Here is a 16,700-nt window from a genome sequence, read left to right as displayed (position 1 = left end):
TGCAATTATAGACAATAGACATGTATAGTATGTGTAGTACTTTGTTATATTAAGAAAGATAAGGAGGGTTCTATATATGTTTAAAACAATACCTTTTGCAAAAGGTGTCAATTTGCATATCCGACAAACAACCCAATTTAAAACCGTGAATTTTTCAATTAAATGGAGAAGAGCATTAACGGCCACAAATGCGTCTGAACGCACTGTGTTAACAAACGTATTGCAACACAGTAATGAAAAATATAAAACAACAGCTGCATTCCGAGGTTTCTTGGATGACTTGTATGGCACAGTGTTGTATTTTGACACATCTAAACGTGGAAATGAACATACAGTACTGATGAATGTAGAAGCCGTTAATGATCATTATTTGGCAAATACAAGTGTTTTAAACGAGGTAATCGGTTTATTGCACACAGCAATATTTGAACCGAATTTAGAAAACGGTGTATTTAAGGAATCTATTGTAGAGCGTGAAAAGAAAACGGTCATTCAGCGTATTGAGTCTATTTTTGACGATAAATCTCGTTATGCGCAGCAACGTCTTCAACAAATTTTACGTCCAAATGAACCGGCCTCTATTTCTGCTAACGGAACTGTCGAGGACATTCAAAAAATAACTCCTACATCATTATTTGAAGCATATCAATCCATGCTTGCTAATGATAAAATAGACATTTATGTCGCAGGTGATATCAATGAAGACGAAATCGTAGCGAAACTAAAAAAAGCGCTACCATTTACTGATCGTACGCCTGATGAAATCCCAGCTGTGCTTCCGCAACAACATCCACAAAATGATTATGTACGTGAGCAACAAGAAATGAAGCAAGGAAAGCTGCATATTGGCTTTAGTACACCAGTACGATTTGGTGATCCGGATTTCACTAAAATGCAAATCTTTAACGGCGTGTTCGGTGGCTATCCTCATGCCAAATTATTTATGAATGTTCGTGAAAAGGAAAGTTTAGCTTACTATGCGTCTAGCTCATATGCGTCACATTATGGTTTAGTCTTTGTTGTGTCTGGGATCGAACCAAAGAATGAAGAAAAAGCATTCTCACTTATTAAGGAACAACTTACTGTTATGCAAGCAGGCAATATTACAGATTTGGAAATAGAGCAAACAAAGGCAATGCTGACAAATCAGCTAAAAGAAGCATTGGATTCTGCTCGAGGACAAATAGAAATTTTTGACCAATATAAAGATTTACCTGAGGAATTCTCTGTTGAAGCTTGGGCAAATAAATGGAAAGCTGTAACCAAGGAAGATATTGTTGAAATGGCGAAGCAAGTACAGCTAGAAGCGGTCTATTTCTTATGTGGAAAGGAGCAAGCCGCACAATGAAAACAATTGAATTCAAGCAATTAGATGAAACATTGTATTATGAAAAATTAGAAAATGGCTTAGATGTCTATATTTTACCGAAAAAAGGCTTTTCAAAAACGTTTGTGACGTTTACAACTAAGTACGGTTCTGTTGATCGTACATTTGTGCCGATTGGTGAGACGGATAGCATTACAGTACCAGATGGCATTGCTCACTTTTTAGAGCATAAAATGTTTGAAAAAGAAGATGGCGATGTCTTCCAAAAGTTTAGTGAATTTGGCGCGTCAGCCAATGCCTTTACATCATTTACACGTACGGCGTATTTATTTTCTTCGACGAACAATATTTATAACAGCACAGAAACATTATTAAATTTTGTTCAAGAGCCTTTCTTTACAGAAGCAACAGTCAATAAGGAGAAAGGCATTATTGGTCAGGAAATTACAATGTACGACGATCAGCCAGATTGGCGTCTATATTTTGGTACAATCGAAAATATGTATCATAATCACCCAGTAAAAATTGATATCGCTGGTACAATAGAGACAATTGATGGCATTACTGCAGACCATTTATACACTTGCTACAATACATTTTATCATCCATCCAATATGTTATTGTTTGTCATAGGCGCAGTAGATCCAAACGAAATGATGACGTTTATTCGTGACAATCAAGACAAAAAAGAATTCCCTGAACAAACACCAATTCAACGCTTCTTTGATCAAGAGCCGACTGAGGTTGCTATTAAAGAACGTGAGTTGCGTATGGATGTACAAAAGCCTAAGGTCTATATTGGCTTAAAAGCAAAAGAAACAAATCTTTCTGGTCGTGACATGTTAAAACATGAGCTGTCCGTTCAAATTGCACTTGAACTTATTTTTGGACGTACATCTAAATTTTATGAGAGTGTCTATGAAGATGGCTTAATTGATGAAACGTATGCATTTGATTTCACGTTAGAAAATGGCTTTGGTTTTGCTATGATTGGCTCAGATTCTACAGAACCGGCTGCATTAGAGAAAGCAATTAAGGAAGAATTAGCAAAGTATGATGGAGATGCACAATTTGAAAGTGCAGATTTAGAACGAGTGAAACGTAAAAAAATAGGTTTCTTCTTACGTGCGCTGAATTCTATTGAATTTATCGCCAACCAATTTACACGTTATTCATTTAATGATATGAATTTGTTCGATGTTGTTCCTGTACTAGAGGAACTAACGATTGAAGATTTGAAAAAAGCATTTTCTTCAATTCAGGGTGAATCTCAACAAACTGTCTTTAAAATTTTGCCAACAGAGAAGGGCGTACAGTGAAAAAGTTTGCCCTAGTGTTAGGTGCATCTGGTGAGATTGGCCGTGCTATTTGTCAGAGTCTGGCAGAGGACGGTTGGTCCATCTACATACACTTTTCAAACAATGAAATAGCAGCACAGGCTTTATACCGCTCTCTTTCAGAAAACTTCCCTATACAGGAATTTATGCTTGTACAGGGAGATTTTTCGAAAGAATCCGGGGCACAGTTGCTAGCATCGCAGATTTTTAATGTGCAAGCGATTGTCTTTGCAAACGGTCAAGCACATTATTCACTGCTTGAAGATACTACGGTGGAGGATATGGATGCATTATGGCGTGTTCATGTGCAAAATCCAATGCGTCTGACGGCATTGCTGTCATCGAAGCTTCGCACTCACGATGTCAGCTATGTGCTTTTTATCGGTTCGATTTGGGGAGAGGCTGGATCGGCTGGTGAAGCACTTTATGCCACCGTGAAGGGCGCCCAGCATGCTTTTGTGAAGTCCTATGCGAAAGAAGCGGCTCTATCACGCATTCGTGTTAATGCCATTGCACCCGGCTTTATTAATACCTCGATGAACAGTCATTTATGTGAAGAAGAGCTTGAATATATTTTAGAGGACATTCCACTAGGTATAGTTGGGCAAACAACGGATGTTGCTGAAATGGTGCGTTTCTACCTTTCTGGAAAAGCAGATTATGTAACGGGACAAATAATTCGATTAAACGGTGGCTGGTACATATAATGTTCTTTTTTGCACATGCTAAATGTGTAAAGGAGGAGAAGCATATGACGATTTTAGAAAACTGGCAAAAATGGACATCGTTTTTAGGTCAAAATGTTATGCGAGCAGAATCAAGCGGTATGTCAACGAAAATGATTCAATCGGCTGCTGTACAAATTGGGGAATATTTGGCGACAAATGTCGATCCTAAAAATGAACAAGAACGAGTGCTGTCGGATTTATGGAGCGTTGCCTCTGAAGATGAAAAACATGCATTGGCGAATTGTGTCATTAAACTTGTACAAGATAAGCATGTGCAGTAAAAAAAAGAGGAGAACTATCTCCTCTTTTTTCTGTTTATAAAGGAATTTTTTACGTTGAAAAGGGAACGTATGTAAGCCTATTTTATATGTTCAAAAAAAAAATAGTAAGTTTTTAAAAATAACGCCATAATTCCACGTATTCTAACTTTCCATTACATAAAAAATCAGCTATGATGGAACTTATAAAGGATTTTTTACGTTAACTAATAGGAAGGGAACGAGTGTGTTTGAGCGATTGGTACTTTGAATATGAAATTCAGGTGAATCGCCCTGGATTATTAGGAGATATTGCTTCACTTTTAGGGATGCTTCGTGTCAATATTATTTCAATAAATGGTGTCGATGAGGATCGACGTGGTATGTTAGTGCATACAGACAACGATGAGACAATTGAGCGTTTTCGTACAATTGTTTCGACAATGGAACATATTAACGTGACCAAATTTCGACAACCTAAACTCCGTGATCGTTTAGCTATTAGGCACGGTCATTATATTCCTCGAGATGCAGATGAAAAAAACACCTTTCGCTTCGTACGAGATGAACTTGGTATTTTAGTTGATTTTATGGCTGAACTCTTTAAAAAAGAAGGTCATAAACTCATTGGGATACGTGGAATGCCTCGTGTTGGAAAAACAGAATCGATCGTGGCGGCAAGTGTATGTGCCAATAAAAAATGGATTTTTTTATCATCTACAATGATTAAGCAGACCGTTCGCAATAAGCTCGCTGGTGATGAATTCAGTGACAATAATATTTTTATATTAGATGGCATTGTGACACGTCGTTCATCGGATGAGAGGCATTTGCAACTAGTGCGAGAAATGATGAGTATGCCTTCCATTAAGGTCGTCGAGCATCCAGACATGTTTGTTCAGCATTCAGAATATAAGATAGAGGATTTTGATTATATTATTGAATTACGTCATCATCCAGACGAAGAAATTACTTATGAAGTAATGGAAAAAAATCATATGATGTCCGAATCCAATACATTTGGAGGATTTAATTTTTAAATTGAGTTAAAGTAGGTGTTATTAGTGGCAGAATTAGGGACTCGACTGAAAGAGGCGAGACTGTCTAAAGGCTACAGTTTAGACGATTTACAAGAAATAACGAAAATTCAAAAGCGTTATTTAATAGGTATTGAAGAGGGCAATTATTCGATTATGCCGGGTTCGTTTTATGTACGAGCTTTTATTAAACAATATGCTGACGCTGTCGGTTTGAACGCAGAGGAACTTTTAGAAACGTTTAAAAGCGAACTACCAGGTACGCCAAACAATCAAGTAAGTCAATCGATAACGACTAGCCCAAGTAGAAGAAAAGTATCAAAGGGCCCTTCTACTAAAATGATGGAGGCAATGCCTAAAATAATCGTTGGTTTATTTATCATTGTCATCATTGTAGTAATTTGGGTGCTTATGCAATCTAGAAATAGTGCAGGACCAAATGTTATGGACGATTCAGCTCCATCAGAAATAGAATATGATACAAAAGCAAAACCAATAGATACAGAAAAAGATAAAGAAAAAGAGCGTAAAAAAGCTCAAACAAATGACAAACAAAACTCTACAGATTCAAAAGATTCAACAAAGGATAAAACTGACGAAAAGCAAACTGAAGATGTTAAGCAATCGATTTCAGAAGGGACTATTGAAACGGATGGAGCAACCACTTCATATACGTTAACAGGTGCTGATACATTAAAAATACGTATTGAAGTATCTGGTCCTACATTTATCGGTATTCGAAACCAACAGCAACAAGAATTACTAACAGATACTCGTGTATATAATGCTGGAGAAGTAGTAGAATTCGACGCAACATCTCAAAATTACGCTCGTATTCGTTTAGGTAATTCAACGCAAGCTAAAGTATACATTAATGACGAGCCTTTAACGTATGCACAGCAAATTGTAACGCAAAACATCGTCATCAATTTCAATAAAGAATAGTAGTCATCTAGAGATGACTACTTTCTTTCATCATGAAAGGTGTTAGAAAAATGAACATTCCAAATAAAATTACCATCTCTCGAATTTTACTTATTCCGTTCTTTGTCATTGTTATGATGTTTGATTTTGACTGGGGAACAATGTCACTATTCGGTGCGGAGATGCCTGTTCATCATTTTGTAGGTGCACTCATTTTTATTATTGCTTCAACGACTGATTGGGTGGATGGTTTTTATGCACGTAAATATAATCTTGTGACAACATTTGGTAAATTCTTAGACCCACTTGCTGACAAATTGCTAGTTTCAGCAGCTTTTATTTTAATGGTAGAGCTTAAAATGGCACCTGCATGGATAATTATTATTATTATTAGCCGTGAGTTTGCTGTTACTGGCCTGCGTTTAATATTGGCAGGTGAAGGAGAAGTTGTTGCGGCGAACCAGCTTGGTAAAATTAAAACTTGGGCTCAAATTGTGGCCATCGGAGCAGCGCTTTTACACAATACAATCTTTACACTTATTGGTATTCCATTTGATACAATTATGCTATATATTGCATTGTTCTTTACACTGTGGTCTGGATGGGATTATTTCTATCTAAATCGACGTGTCTTACTTGAGTCTAAATAAGAGAGGTCTTGAGGATCATGAATGCTGAAATTCTTGCAGTTGGCTCAGAGTTATTGCTTGGTCAGATTTCGAACACAAATGCAAGATTTATTTCTAGTCAGTTGTCCGAGTTAGGGATAAATGTGTATTATCACACTGTTGTTGGAGATAATGCACAACGTTTAGAAGAGGCTATTTCCATTGCAGAGGCTCGTGCTGATTTAATCATTTTCTCTGGTGGGCTTGGTCCTACAAAGGATGATTTAACAAAGGAAACGATTGCTCGCCATCTTGACGTACCACTCGAATTTGATGAAATCGCACTGGCAAATATTGAACAATTTTTTGCAAAACGAGGACGTCCAATGACGGATAATAATCGTAAGCAGGCTTTAATATTAGCAGGTAGTGAGGTGCTTGTAAATCATCACGGTATGGCGCCTGGCATGATATTAACAAAGAATGGGCGTACGTATATTTTGCTTCCGGGGCCACCTAAAGAACTTGAACCAATGTTCCAGTTTGAAGCAAAGCCAAAGCTTGGTGCGATGCTAAATGCCGGAGGGGTAATTACATCGCACGTTATGCGTTTTTATGGAATTGGAGAGGCGGAGCTTGAAGTAAGTGTCCAAGATATTTTAGATTCGCAAACAAACCCAACTGTTGCGCCACTTGCTTCTGACGGTGAGGTTACATTGCGTGTAACTGCCAAAGCAGAAACGGAGCAAGAAGCGCAGCAGCTTATTGCCTCGAAGGTAGCAGAGATTCAAGCACTTGTTGGGGACTATCAATATGGTATTGATGATGATTCTCTTGCCTCTAAAACAGTAGAAATGTTAGTAGATAATAAGTTAACAATTTCTGCAGCAGAAAGTTTAACAGCGGGATTATTTCAGTCAGAGCTTGCTGAAATACCAGGTGTAGGGGATGCCCTCGTTGGTGGCGTTGTTACGTATACAGAAGAGGCTAAGATTAAGCAACTTGGTATTTCGAAAGAATTATTAACTACACATGGAATTGTAAGTAGTGAATGTGCAGCGGCTATGGCTAGTGCTGTACGTAAAAAGTTTGATACGAATATTGGTATTGGATTAACAGGTGCGGCAGGTCCTACAGCGCATGATCATCAACCAGTAGGGACGGTTTGGATTGGTATTGCTATTGGCGATGAAAAACCAATAACGTATTTACTTCATTTATCGGGTATGCGTAATACAAATCGACTGCGCGCGGCGAAATTTACTTGCCATTATTTAATGCAGCTTTTGGGAGAAAGAGGCTTTAAAAAACGTTAATCAATTATGCCCCGACATAATATTGGTTCATCCCAAGTTGCGAATGACTTTTGTTAAAACGGCTATTATGTAAATAAGTTGATTGGGGCGACTCCTTGGGGATTAGCAATAGAGGAACGAAGGCTAAAACCTCACATCCTGTGATAACGCCTTCGTGACCAACATCGGTGCTGTTGTTGTCGCTACGTTGCACTTCGCTTTCGCACAGACAAAAACACTTTGCTGACGCTGCGTTAGCACTACGCTTTCGCTCAAAAAACATCTGTTGGCCCAAGCGGCTCATCGGACGCCCCCAGGAAGCTCTGCGCGAAAGCGAAGCGGCAGCGATAAAAGCGCCCAGTCGGAACGGAAATCAGCCACACGTTTTGGTGGTAATCCATAATATAGTTGAAAATAGGAATTTGGGTAATGGAAAGTTACCCAAATTTTTATTTTGAAGAAAAACGAATAAATGTTCGCTTTTTTCTTGCGTCTTCTCTTAAAAACAAGTATAGTAGAGATAGAGAAAAACAGTGAACAGTTTTCGAAGGAGGAAAAATGAATGAGTGATCGTAAAGCTGCCTTAGAACAGGCGTTAAAACAAATTGAAAAGAATTTTGGCAAAGGTTCTATCATGAAACTTGGCGAAAAGACCGATTTAGAAATCGCTACATCTTCAAGTGGTTCGTTAGCACTTGATGCTGCATTAGGTGTTGGTGGTTATCCACGTGGACGTATTATTGAAGTATACGGCCCTGAATCATCAGGTAAAACAACAGTTGCTCTTCATGCCATTGCAGAGGTGCAGGCAACTGGAGGACAAGCAGCTTTTATCGATGCTGAGCATGCTCTAGATCCAATTTACGCACAAAAATTGGGCGTCAATATTGATGAGCTTTTATTATCTCAACCAGATACAGGAGAACAGGCGCTTGAAATCGCAGAAGCATTAGTACGTAGTGGTGCTATCGATATCATCGTTATTGACTCAGTAGCAGCATTAGTTCCGAAAGCGGAAATCGAAGGAGATATGGGTGATTCACACGTTGGTTTACAAGCGCGATTAATGTCTCAGGCCTTACGTAAGCTTTCAGGTGCTATCAATAAATCAAAAACGATTGCTATTTTCATTAACCAAGTACGTGAAAAAATCGGTGTTATGTTCGGAAACCCAGAAACAACACCTGGTGGACGTGCGCTTAAATTCTACAGCTCTGTTCGCTTAGAAGTACGTCGTGCAGAAGCTATTAAACAAGGCAATGACATTATGGGTAACCGTACAAAAATTAAAATTGTGAAAAACAAAGTAGCACCACCATTCCGTACAGCTGAAGTTGATATTATGTACGGTGAAGGAATTTCAAAAGAAGGCGAAACAGTCGATTTAGGTGTTGAACTAGACATCGTTCAAAAAAGTGGTTCTTGGTACGCTTACGGTGATGAGCGCCTAGGTCAAGGTCGTGAAAATGCTAAACAGTATTTAAAAGAAAATCCAGCAGTACTTGACGACATCGCGAATAAAATCCGTGCTTCTTACGGTATTGCATCTTCATCTTACACAATTGCTGCGCATGATGAAGAAGAAGAGATGGATGAGGAATTAAAGCTTCTACTTGAAGATGAATAATATAAATGCATTGTTCCCACTCTTTATAGTGAGAGCAATGCATTTTTTTGTTTACACATACTGGGGAATATGGTTTTATAATATTTGTTAGGATATACATATATTTTATAGCGAAGGCAGATGTCCCGATAAAAAGTAACTAGTTCTAAAAAACACTTCCTAAGTACTGCTTCTACGCATGAAATTTTACTAGTTAAAATAAGTGTTAGTGTAAAAGTATTAGGTAATTACTTCTCTTAATGGATATGACTGACTTTTTTTCTTGGAGGGGCGAACATGTGCCCGACTATCCTTGACAGAGCTTGAGGCTAGCTATACAATTAAATATGTATAATTTCTGAATTATGACTTTAAATAGGCAGTACATTCTGTCTTCATTTAGTAGAGCCCATTAAAGACCTATTCAATGAAGATTGGGCCCTGGCAGATGTCATGGATATTGAAAGAACTTAATTAAGAATGTTGGCCTAAAATCTTCATATCTTGCGAAATGGCTAACTAATCTGCAACGGTAAAAACGCCACATCCGGTGACTTTACCGCATGACCGACATCGTATCGGTCCTCATGCAGACCTGAACGCAATTCGAAATCCGGGACGCAATACTTATGCCAAGGCGAAATTGATGTATGTGCCTACTGAAACTGTAATACCCAAATAGCAAGAGGAGGTGTTCATATGGATGGAATTACTATCATCTCCGCTTTGCTTGGACTCATCGTTGGTGCCGCTGTTAGCTATATCTACATGAAAAAAGTGAATGACTCAAAAATCACTGGTGCTAAACATGTCGCTGAAACAATCGTTGAAGAAGGAAAACGAGAAGCGGAGGCATTGAAGAAAGAAGCACTACTTGAAGCCAAAGATGAAACTCACAAATTTCGTACTGAAGCAGAAAATGACATTCGTGAACGTCGTTCTGAACTTCAGAAACAAGAGAACCGTTTATTGCAAAGAGAAGAGAATCTTGATCGCAAAGATGATGCTCTAAATAAGAGAGAAGCAGGCTTAGAGCGTAAAGAACAAGCTCTTAGCGAAAAACAACAGCATATTGAACAGATGGAAAGCAAAGTGGGCGAGCTAGTTGCAACGCAAAAAACAGAGCTAGAGCGAATTTCTGCTTTAACAAGAGATGAAGCAAAAGCTATTATCTTAGGAGAAGTAGAAAAAGAACTAACAACTGATATTGCTGTGATGACGAAGGAATCTGAAACACGTGCGAAGGAAGAATCAGATAAAAAAGCACGTGAAATTTTATCACTGGCACTACAGCGTTTTGCAGCAGATCATGTTGCTGAAACAACAGTATCTGTCGTGAACTTGCCAAATGATGAAATGAAAGGCCGTATTATTGGTCGTGAAGGTCGTAATATCCGAACTTTGGAAACGCTAACAGGTATAGATTTAATTATTGATGATACACCAGAGGCGGTTATTTTATCAGGCTTTGATCCAATTCGTCGTGAAACGGCTCGACTTGCACTTGAAAAACTTGTACAGGATGGCCGCATTCACCCTGCTCGAATTGAGGAAATGGTGGAAAAATCTCGTCGTGAGGTGGATGAACAAATCCGCGAAACCGGTGAGCAAACAACATTTGAAATTGGCATTCATAACTTACATCCAGATTTAATGAAGATATTAGGCCGCATGAAATATCGTACAAGCTATGGACAAAACGTCCTAAAACATTCAGTTGAGGTCGCATATTTAGCAGGCTTGCTCGCTGCTGAACTCGGTGAAGATGTAGCATTAGCTCGTCGTGCAGGTTTATTACATGACATTGGTAAGGCTATCGACCATGAAGTTGAAGGTAGCCACGTTGAAATCGGTGTGGAATTAGCAACAAAATACAAAGAACATCCAGTCGTTATCAACAGTATTGCTTCTCACCATGGCGATACAGAAGCAACATCTGTTATTGCCGTATTAGTAGCTGCAGCTGATGCGTTATCAGCAGCTCGTCCAGGTGCTCGAAGTGAGACGCTTGAAAACTATATCCGTAGACTTGAAAAGTTAGAGGAAATTTCTGAAAGCTATGATGGTGTAGAAAAATCCTTTGCGATTCAAGCTGGTCGTGAAATTCGTATTATTGTACAACCTGAAAAAATTGATGATTTGGCTTCACATCGCTTAGCGAGAGATATCCGTAAGCGAATTGAAGAAGAACTTGATTATCCAGGCCATATTAAAGTAACGGTTATTCGTGAAACACGTGCCGTGGAATACGCGAAATAATGTTAAATGTTAGAGGCTTCTCTAGATGAAAATCTAGAGAAGTCTTTTTTATAGGTGGAATTGTCATGATTGAAAGTTTTCTATCATAAAGAAAAGAAAGGGCGTTAATGATAATTTTAGAGAAAGTTGTGATAGTAATGATTGATATGCACACACATATTTTATATTGCGTAGATGATGGGCCGAGAACGGAAGAAGAATCATTACAAATGTTAAAGCAGGCTGTAAAAGAGGGAATTACGGAAATAATATCGACTTCTCATGCCCTTAAACCGCAGTTTCATGTAGACTATGCAACTGTAGTAAAACAACTAGACAACTTACGTGAATTAATCGAACATCACGATATACCGTTAACATTACATACTGGACAAGAAGTTCGAATAAACAATCATATTGACAACCTGTTTACTAATAATCAGCTACATGTGCTGGCAAACTCAAAGTATGTGCTGATTGAATTACCGTCAAATATAATTCCTAGCTATACAAATGACTTGATGACAAAATTATTAATAGCTGGTTATACACCAATTATTGCCCATCCAGAACGGAATCGTGCTATTGCTGAGAATCCGAGTCGGTTAGAGATCCTTATCCGTAATGGTGCATTTGCTCAAATTACAGCTGGAAGTCTTAGTGGACATTTCGGAAAAAAAATTCAAAAGTTTTCATTAGAGCTTGTTCGATCAAATTATGTACATACATATGGCTCTGATGTTCACAATTTGACAACCAGACCCTTTCATTTTGAGAAAGGACTTCGATATTTAGAAAAGAAAAAAGAATTAGATACAGTTGATATTTTATTGGAAAATAATAAAAGAATCATTAGTAATCAACCTTTAATTTTGTATGAGCCTGTTGAAATAAAAAGACGAGGTATTTTTTGAAAAAGGAATTATGGTAGAGAATTGGGGAGACATTTTATCCACTCTAGTGTTCTGATTTATTGATATATGCATGAATAACTTAGAAAATTAAGCAATATACTGACTACTAAACAAAGTAATTTATAAAATAATTCACGTTATTTTGAGAGTAGCTTATTAAGTACAAATTGAAATTGATGGTATTAATACTTTGAGATAAAAATACCAGTTACCCTTAATATAGTATAACATTACTGTCCTAATTGTAGCTGCGTTAGCCGTGCGTGTTATACGACTAGCGCAGCTTTTTGATTTTGAGTGTATTTTATTTCCCTGCATAAAATATGACAACGTTTAAATAATTACATTATTCATGTTCAATGAATAACAAGAAAATAGTATTCATATATGTATTAAATGGTGATTATCTAAAAATGACTAAATGATGGTTTAGACATTTAGGATTGAAGGGGTAGTGTATGGAGAAAACAATAAATTTATTTGATTTCATTAAGATATTGAAAAAACGTTTCATTCTTATAATGAGTCTTACTGCTCTTTTGGTAGGGATTGCGGCTACTATGAATTACTTTGTGCTCACGCCAGTTTATCAGTCAGAAACTCAAATTTTGGTTAATCAAAAGCTAGACACTCGGCAGCCAACGCAATTTGAGGCTCAGAAATTAGAGGTTGATTTACAATTAATCAATACGTATAGCATCATTATTAAAAGCCCTGTTATTTTAACGAAAGTGATTGAAAGGCTTGATTTGAATAGAACACCAGAGCAGTTAATGGATCAAATTTCGGTGACGAATGCAAATAACTCTCAAGTCGTTTCTGTTAAAGTAGAGGATTCTGATTCTAAACGGGCGGTAGAAATTGCGAATACTTTAGCTGAAGTGTTTAAACGGGAGATTCCAGTATTAATGAGTGTAGATAATATTACGATCTTATCTTCGGCAAAGATTAGTGAACATCCTGTTCCTATTAAACCAAATAAACTACTGAATTTGGTTATTGGGGGAGTATTCGGTTTTTTAGTAGGTATGGCAATTGCCTTTCTATTAGAAGTTTTCAATAAGAAAATTAAATCTGAACATGAAGTGGAAGAAATTTTAGAATTCCCGATCATTGGTTTTATCAGTCCAATTAAATAATTTAGAGCTAGGAGCGATTAGTATTGGTACTTTTGAGAAAAAGGAAAAAGAAGAAATTTACGACAATGCCAAGAAAATTAGTAACAGTGCTAGATGCAAGTTCCATTAGCTCTGAACAGTTCAGAGCTATACGTACAAATATTAAATTCGCTTTGCCAGATAAAGATTTAAAAACGATTTTAGTGACCTCCTCAATGGCTGGAGAAGGAAAATCCACTAGTGCAGCCAATCTAGCTGTTGTTTTTGCACAAGAAGGGAAAAGGGTGCTCATTGTTGATGCAGATATGAGAAAGCCAACGATTCACCATACATTTGAAATGTATAATACGTCAGGCTTATCTACTGTCTTAACAAGACAAGAAAAGTTACATGAAGTCGTACAGAAATCATCTATTGTAGGACTTGATGTCATCGTTAGTGGTCCTACACCTCCGAATCCTACTGATTTACTGGATTCGACAACAATGGATGTTTTTATGAAGGAAGTCCATCGAGATTATGACATTATTATTTTCGACGCTCCTCCTTTACTGCACATTGCAGATGCCCAAATTTTAGCTCATAAGTGTGACGGTACATTATTAGTAGTAGATATAGATGTTGCCTTAAAAGATGATATGTTGAAGGCAAAAACAATACTTACTACAGCTCGGGCAAAGGTATTAGGTGTTATTATGAATAATATGGCCCTAACTCGTGATCACTATTATTATCAATATTCCAATAATAAGAAATAAGTATTATTTTGTGACCAGGTGTGTTGATTGTTTTTATTCCTATACGAATCGTATTAGGTAAGGAGAAATATATGAATTATTTCGTTAATAAAGAAAATATTTCATACTTTTTATTAGTAATTATCGTGTTTCTTAGTTTGATATCCTTTGAAAAAACAATTTATAGCAATATTTATAGCCTAATATTAATATGTATTTTGTTAGTTGCATTGGTACTACTTGTGAATCAGTTTGTCATGGATAGAGAACGATTTGAACAGTTACTTTTTCAAGTAATAAACCATAACAATGTCGTCATTTTACTCATTTACTTCTTATTTTTCTCAAGCTTCCTCTCATCTTTAAGTAACGGTTTGATCTCTCTTGGTGGTCTTTTTAGACTGTTTAGTACGAGTTTGTCTCTGTTTGTGTTTTTTTTAATCATACCGAAGCTGACACATACAGTAATTGGAAAAGTAGATTATTTCATTATTTATCTCATTTCCCTGTTTTCCATTGTCGGCATTATGACAAAAATAAATGGTTCCTTTTTTATTTATGATACGTATTATGGGCGTGTGAATTCGATTTATTTTGATCCTAATTATTTCGGGGCGATAGCAGGTGTAGCAGTCATATTATCCGCTGAGAAAAAAGGGTTTCTATTTAAAGTTTTGTGTGTACTCAATTTTACAGCACTTTTTTTATCCAATTCTAGAACAGCATTTTTAGCACTTTGTCTCACAATGCTCCTTACTTTCTTTTATAGAAGAAGAGTGAAAATTGGAACGATAGTATTTACTGTTTTTTTCATTATGATATTAGGTATTAGTGTATATTTTTTAATTGAAGCGGATTTCTTTAGAATAGAACAAGGTTTGAATTCTCGCGGAGATTTGTGGGATATCGCCATAGACTTAATAAAAAAACAGCCACTTTGGGGATATGGACAAGAAAGTATTCCATATCTACTAAGAGAATATGGTGTCGATAATAGCAGTACACATAGTGCGTATTTTGACTACATGCTGTCATATGGTATTCCTTGTATGGTGTTATATATTTTCATAATGGTTATCGCATTTTATAGGGGAATTAAGTATAAAGTAAATCGTTCGATGATTCGAGTTCCTTTTTTCTTACTTATTTGTTCGGGTGCTATCAATATTAGTGTTGGAGGGCTAGGTGCCACTTCTTTATTATTCACTTTATATTTAGGTATGTGCAATAGTCTGCTCATTCAAGATAAAGGGTAGAAAGGATGAAATAATGGATACCGTTTCCGTAATTATTCCGGGCTATAATCAAGCAATTTCGACTCAATAATGGAATTAAGGAATCAAACTATATTTCTATACGTAATGAGGTAAGTGCTCGATTTTTCAAATGCCAATAAAGCAGAATAGTAGCTTCTTCTTATAAAGCGCATTTCGTGTTTGATATAAAAGAAAACCCTTTGAATAACATAGAGGAGTTGTACACATTGAAAATTAGTTTTGTGCATAGTGAAAAATCCTATTTACCTGAGATCAATGCATATGAGGCTTATTTTAATGAGCAAGAAGGAATAGATGCCCAAATCATCACGAATAACGAACTAAAAGAAATGAAAAGTAACGACTTCGATGTGTTATGGAAATTTCCCGGTATGGATATGAGGAGGAATTTTAAGGATGTCAAAGTGATTCACGAATATAATTCATTATCTACTGGGTATTTTCCTTCTTTCAAAAATTATTTAAAAAGACATTATAATATTATCCCAGATGGCAAAGTATTTTTGAATGAAAAAGTGGAAAGTGATTTGAAAACGAAAGATAAGATACCTGCTATTATTAGGGATATGGGTATTGCTAAGCAATTTTTCATACAAAACACAAAGAAAGAATTTGATTTTGTCTATGTGGGCACTATGGGGAAGGGAAGGAAGTTGGAATTTGCTCTACAACCTTTTACTACAACGTTAAAACATAAAAGTATGCTATTAATAGGCAAGCCGAATGATGAATTATATGCCCAGTATAAAAATCATTCCAATATCATTTTCACTGGGGAGATGCCCTATACTGAAATTCCTAGCATTGCGTCAAAAGCTATATATGGATTTAACTATATACCAGATATATATCCTTTCAATGTACAAGCGTCTACAAAATTATTGGAATACTGTGCTCTCGGCTTAAAAGTTGTGACAAGCGATTATCATTGGTTACGTGAATTTGAAAACTACAGAGAAGGCCGTTTTCTTAAATTGAATGCGGATCTAGCTAATTTTACACAGAACGAACTAGACAACTTTCCATTTATGACGCCAGATTTGCAGGATCTAGAGTGGCATCAACTATTTAATAATATTAATCTATTAGGTTTTTTGAATCAAGTTGTGCGCCATGAACCCTCTCGATAGGCTAAATCAAGATGCAAAGATAATGTTGTTTTTTCAGCGAGAGATTTGATTAGCAAAGAATGAATAAGAATATGGAGGCTAAAATTTTTTTCAACTTGAAAAGAAATAAAATGATTTATTATTGATGAATTTTATGATTTACATATGTTTATTATATTGATTATTAT

16 protein-coding genes are annotated in these 16,700 nt (G+C 36.6%); 15 read left to right on the top strand and 1 reads right to left on the bottom strand.

All coding sequences use genetic code 11. The features are described 5' to 3' along the window. Positions 1-76: 76 nt before the first annotated feature. The 8 genes from yfmF (at position 77) to ACFVT8_RS10525 (ending at position 7,534) form a co-directional block, all read left to right on the top strand. A complete protein-coding gene (yfmF, locus tag ACFVT8_RS10560; protein WP_387080077.1) occupies positions 77-1,348 on the top strand; it encodes an EF-P 5-aminopentanol modification-associated protein YfmF in 1,272 nt (423 codons plus the stop codon). Then, on the top strand, positions 1,345-2,646 hold the full coding sequence (gene yfmH / locus ACFVT8_RS10555) for an EF-P 5-aminopentanol modification-associated protein YfmH (protein WP_387080079.1): 1,302 nt from the start codon (positions 1,345-1,347) through the stop codon (positions 2,644-2,646). The genes yfmF and yfmH overlap by 4 nt, the downstream gene beginning before the upstream one ends. Next, complete coding sequence (gene ymfI, locus ACFVT8_RS10550; protein WP_387080081.1) at positions 2,643-3,371, top strand: elongation factor P 5-aminopentanone reductase; 729 nt, start codon at positions 2,643-2,645, stop codon at positions 3,369-3,371. Before yfmH ends, ymfI begins: the two co-directional genes overlap by 4 nt. A 44-nt stretch (positions 3,372-3,415) precedes the next feature. Beyond that, positions 3,416-3,673 (top strand): DUF3243 domain-containing protein, encoded by a 258-nt coding sequence (locus ACFVT8_RS10545; protein WP_387080083.1) that lies wholly within the window; start codon positions 3,416-3,418, stop codon positions 3,671-3,673. Between the two features lie 227 nt (positions 3,674-3,900). Next, complete coding sequence (locus ACFVT8_RS10540) at positions 3,901-4,689, top strand: DUF3388 domain-containing protein (protein WP_387081486.1); 789 nt, start codon at positions 3,901-3,903, stop codon at positions 4,687-4,689. Positions 4,690-4,704: 15 nt separating this feature from the next. Next, positions 4,705-5,631, top strand: a complete 927-nt coding sequence (locus ACFVT8_RS10535; protein WP_387080085.1) for a helix-turn-helix domain-containing protein — start codon at positions 4,705-4,707, stop codon at positions 5,629-5,631. Positions 5,632-5,681: 50 nt separating this feature from the next. After that, positions 5,682-6,260, top strand: coding sequence for a CDP-diacylglycerol--glycerol-3-phosphate 3-phosphatidyltransferase (pgsA, locus tag ACFVT8_RS10530; protein WP_387080087.1), 579 nt, complete (start codon positions 5,682-5,684; stop codon positions 6,258-6,260). Between the two features lie 17 nt (positions 6,261-6,277). After that, entirely contained in the window at positions 6,278-7,534 is a 1,257-nt protein-coding gene (locus tag ACFVT8_RS10525; protein WP_387080088.1) for a competence/damage-inducible protein A, read from the top strand. Between the two features lie 4 nt (positions 7,535-7,538). Here the strand turns inward: ACFVT8_RS10525 and ACFVT8_RS10520 are convergent, their stop codons facing one another. Continuing rightward, entirely contained in the window at positions 7,539-7,817 is a 279-nt protein-coding gene (locus tag ACFVT8_RS10520) for a hypothetical protein (protein WP_387080090.1), read from the bottom strand. Positions 7,818-8,075: 258 nt separating this feature from the next. On the opposite strand from ACFVT8_RS10520, the gene recA reads away from it, so the two are divergent. The 7 genes from recA (at position 8,076) to ACFVT8_RS10485 (ending at position 16,533) form a co-directional block, all read left to right on the top strand. Next, positions 8,076-9,140 (top strand): recombinase RecA, encoded by a 1,065-nt coding sequence (recA, locus tag ACFVT8_RS10515; RefSeq protein WP_387080092.1) that lies wholly within the window; start codon positions 8,076-8,078, stop codon positions 9,138-9,140. Positions 9,141-9,818: 678 nt separating this feature from the next. After that, positions 9,819-11,378: a ribonuclease Y gene (gene rny, locus ACFVT8_RS10510; RefSeq protein WP_387080093.1), complete on the top strand. Its 1,560-nt coding sequence runs from the start codon at positions 9,819-9,821 to the stop codon at positions 11,376-11,378. Positions 11,379-11,485: 107 nt separating this feature from the next. Then, the gene (locus ACFVT8_RS10505; protein WP_387080095.1) at positions 11,486-12,271 is read left to right on the top strand and encodes a tyrosine-protein phosphatase; all 786 of its coding nucleotides are present in this window, start codon (positions 11,486-11,488) and stop codon (positions 12,269-12,271) included. 458 nt (positions 12,272-12,729) lie between these two features. Continuing rightward, entirely contained in the window at positions 12,730-13,410 is a 681-nt protein-coding gene (locus tag ACFVT8_RS10500) for a YveK family protein (RefSeq protein ID WP_387080097.1), read from the top strand. 23 nt (positions 13,411-13,433) lie between these two features. Further along, positions 13,434-14,147 (top strand): CpsD/CapB family tyrosine-protein kinase, encoded by a 714-nt coding sequence (locus ACFVT8_RS10495; RefSeq protein ID WP_387080099.1) that lies wholly within the window; start codon positions 13,434-13,436, stop codon positions 14,145-14,147. A 71-nt stretch (positions 14,148-14,218) separates the two neighbouring features. Next, a complete protein-coding gene (locus ACFVT8_RS10490) occupies positions 14,219-15,382 on the top strand; it encodes an O-antigen ligase family protein (protein ID WP_387080101.1) in 1,164 nt (387 codons plus the stop codon). A 227-nt stretch (positions 15,383-15,609) separates the two neighbouring features. Continuing rightward, positions 15,610-16,533 carry a glycosyltransferase family protein gene (locus ACFVT8_RS10485; protein ID WP_387080103.1) on the top strand — a complete coding sequence of 308 codons (924 nt, stop codon included), beginning with the start codon at positions 15,610-15,612 and terminating at the stop codon, positions 16,531-16,533. Positions 16,534-16,700: the final 167 nt, after the last annotated feature.

The organism is Lysinibacillus sp. NPDC058147, from assembly GCF_042884205.1.
Classification (GTDB): domain Bacteria; phylum Bacillota; class Bacilli; order Bacillales_A; family Planococcaceae; genus Lysinibacillus.
Note: the sequence above shows the minus strand (reverse complement) of the source record. Positions and strands in the feature narration are given on the sequence as shown.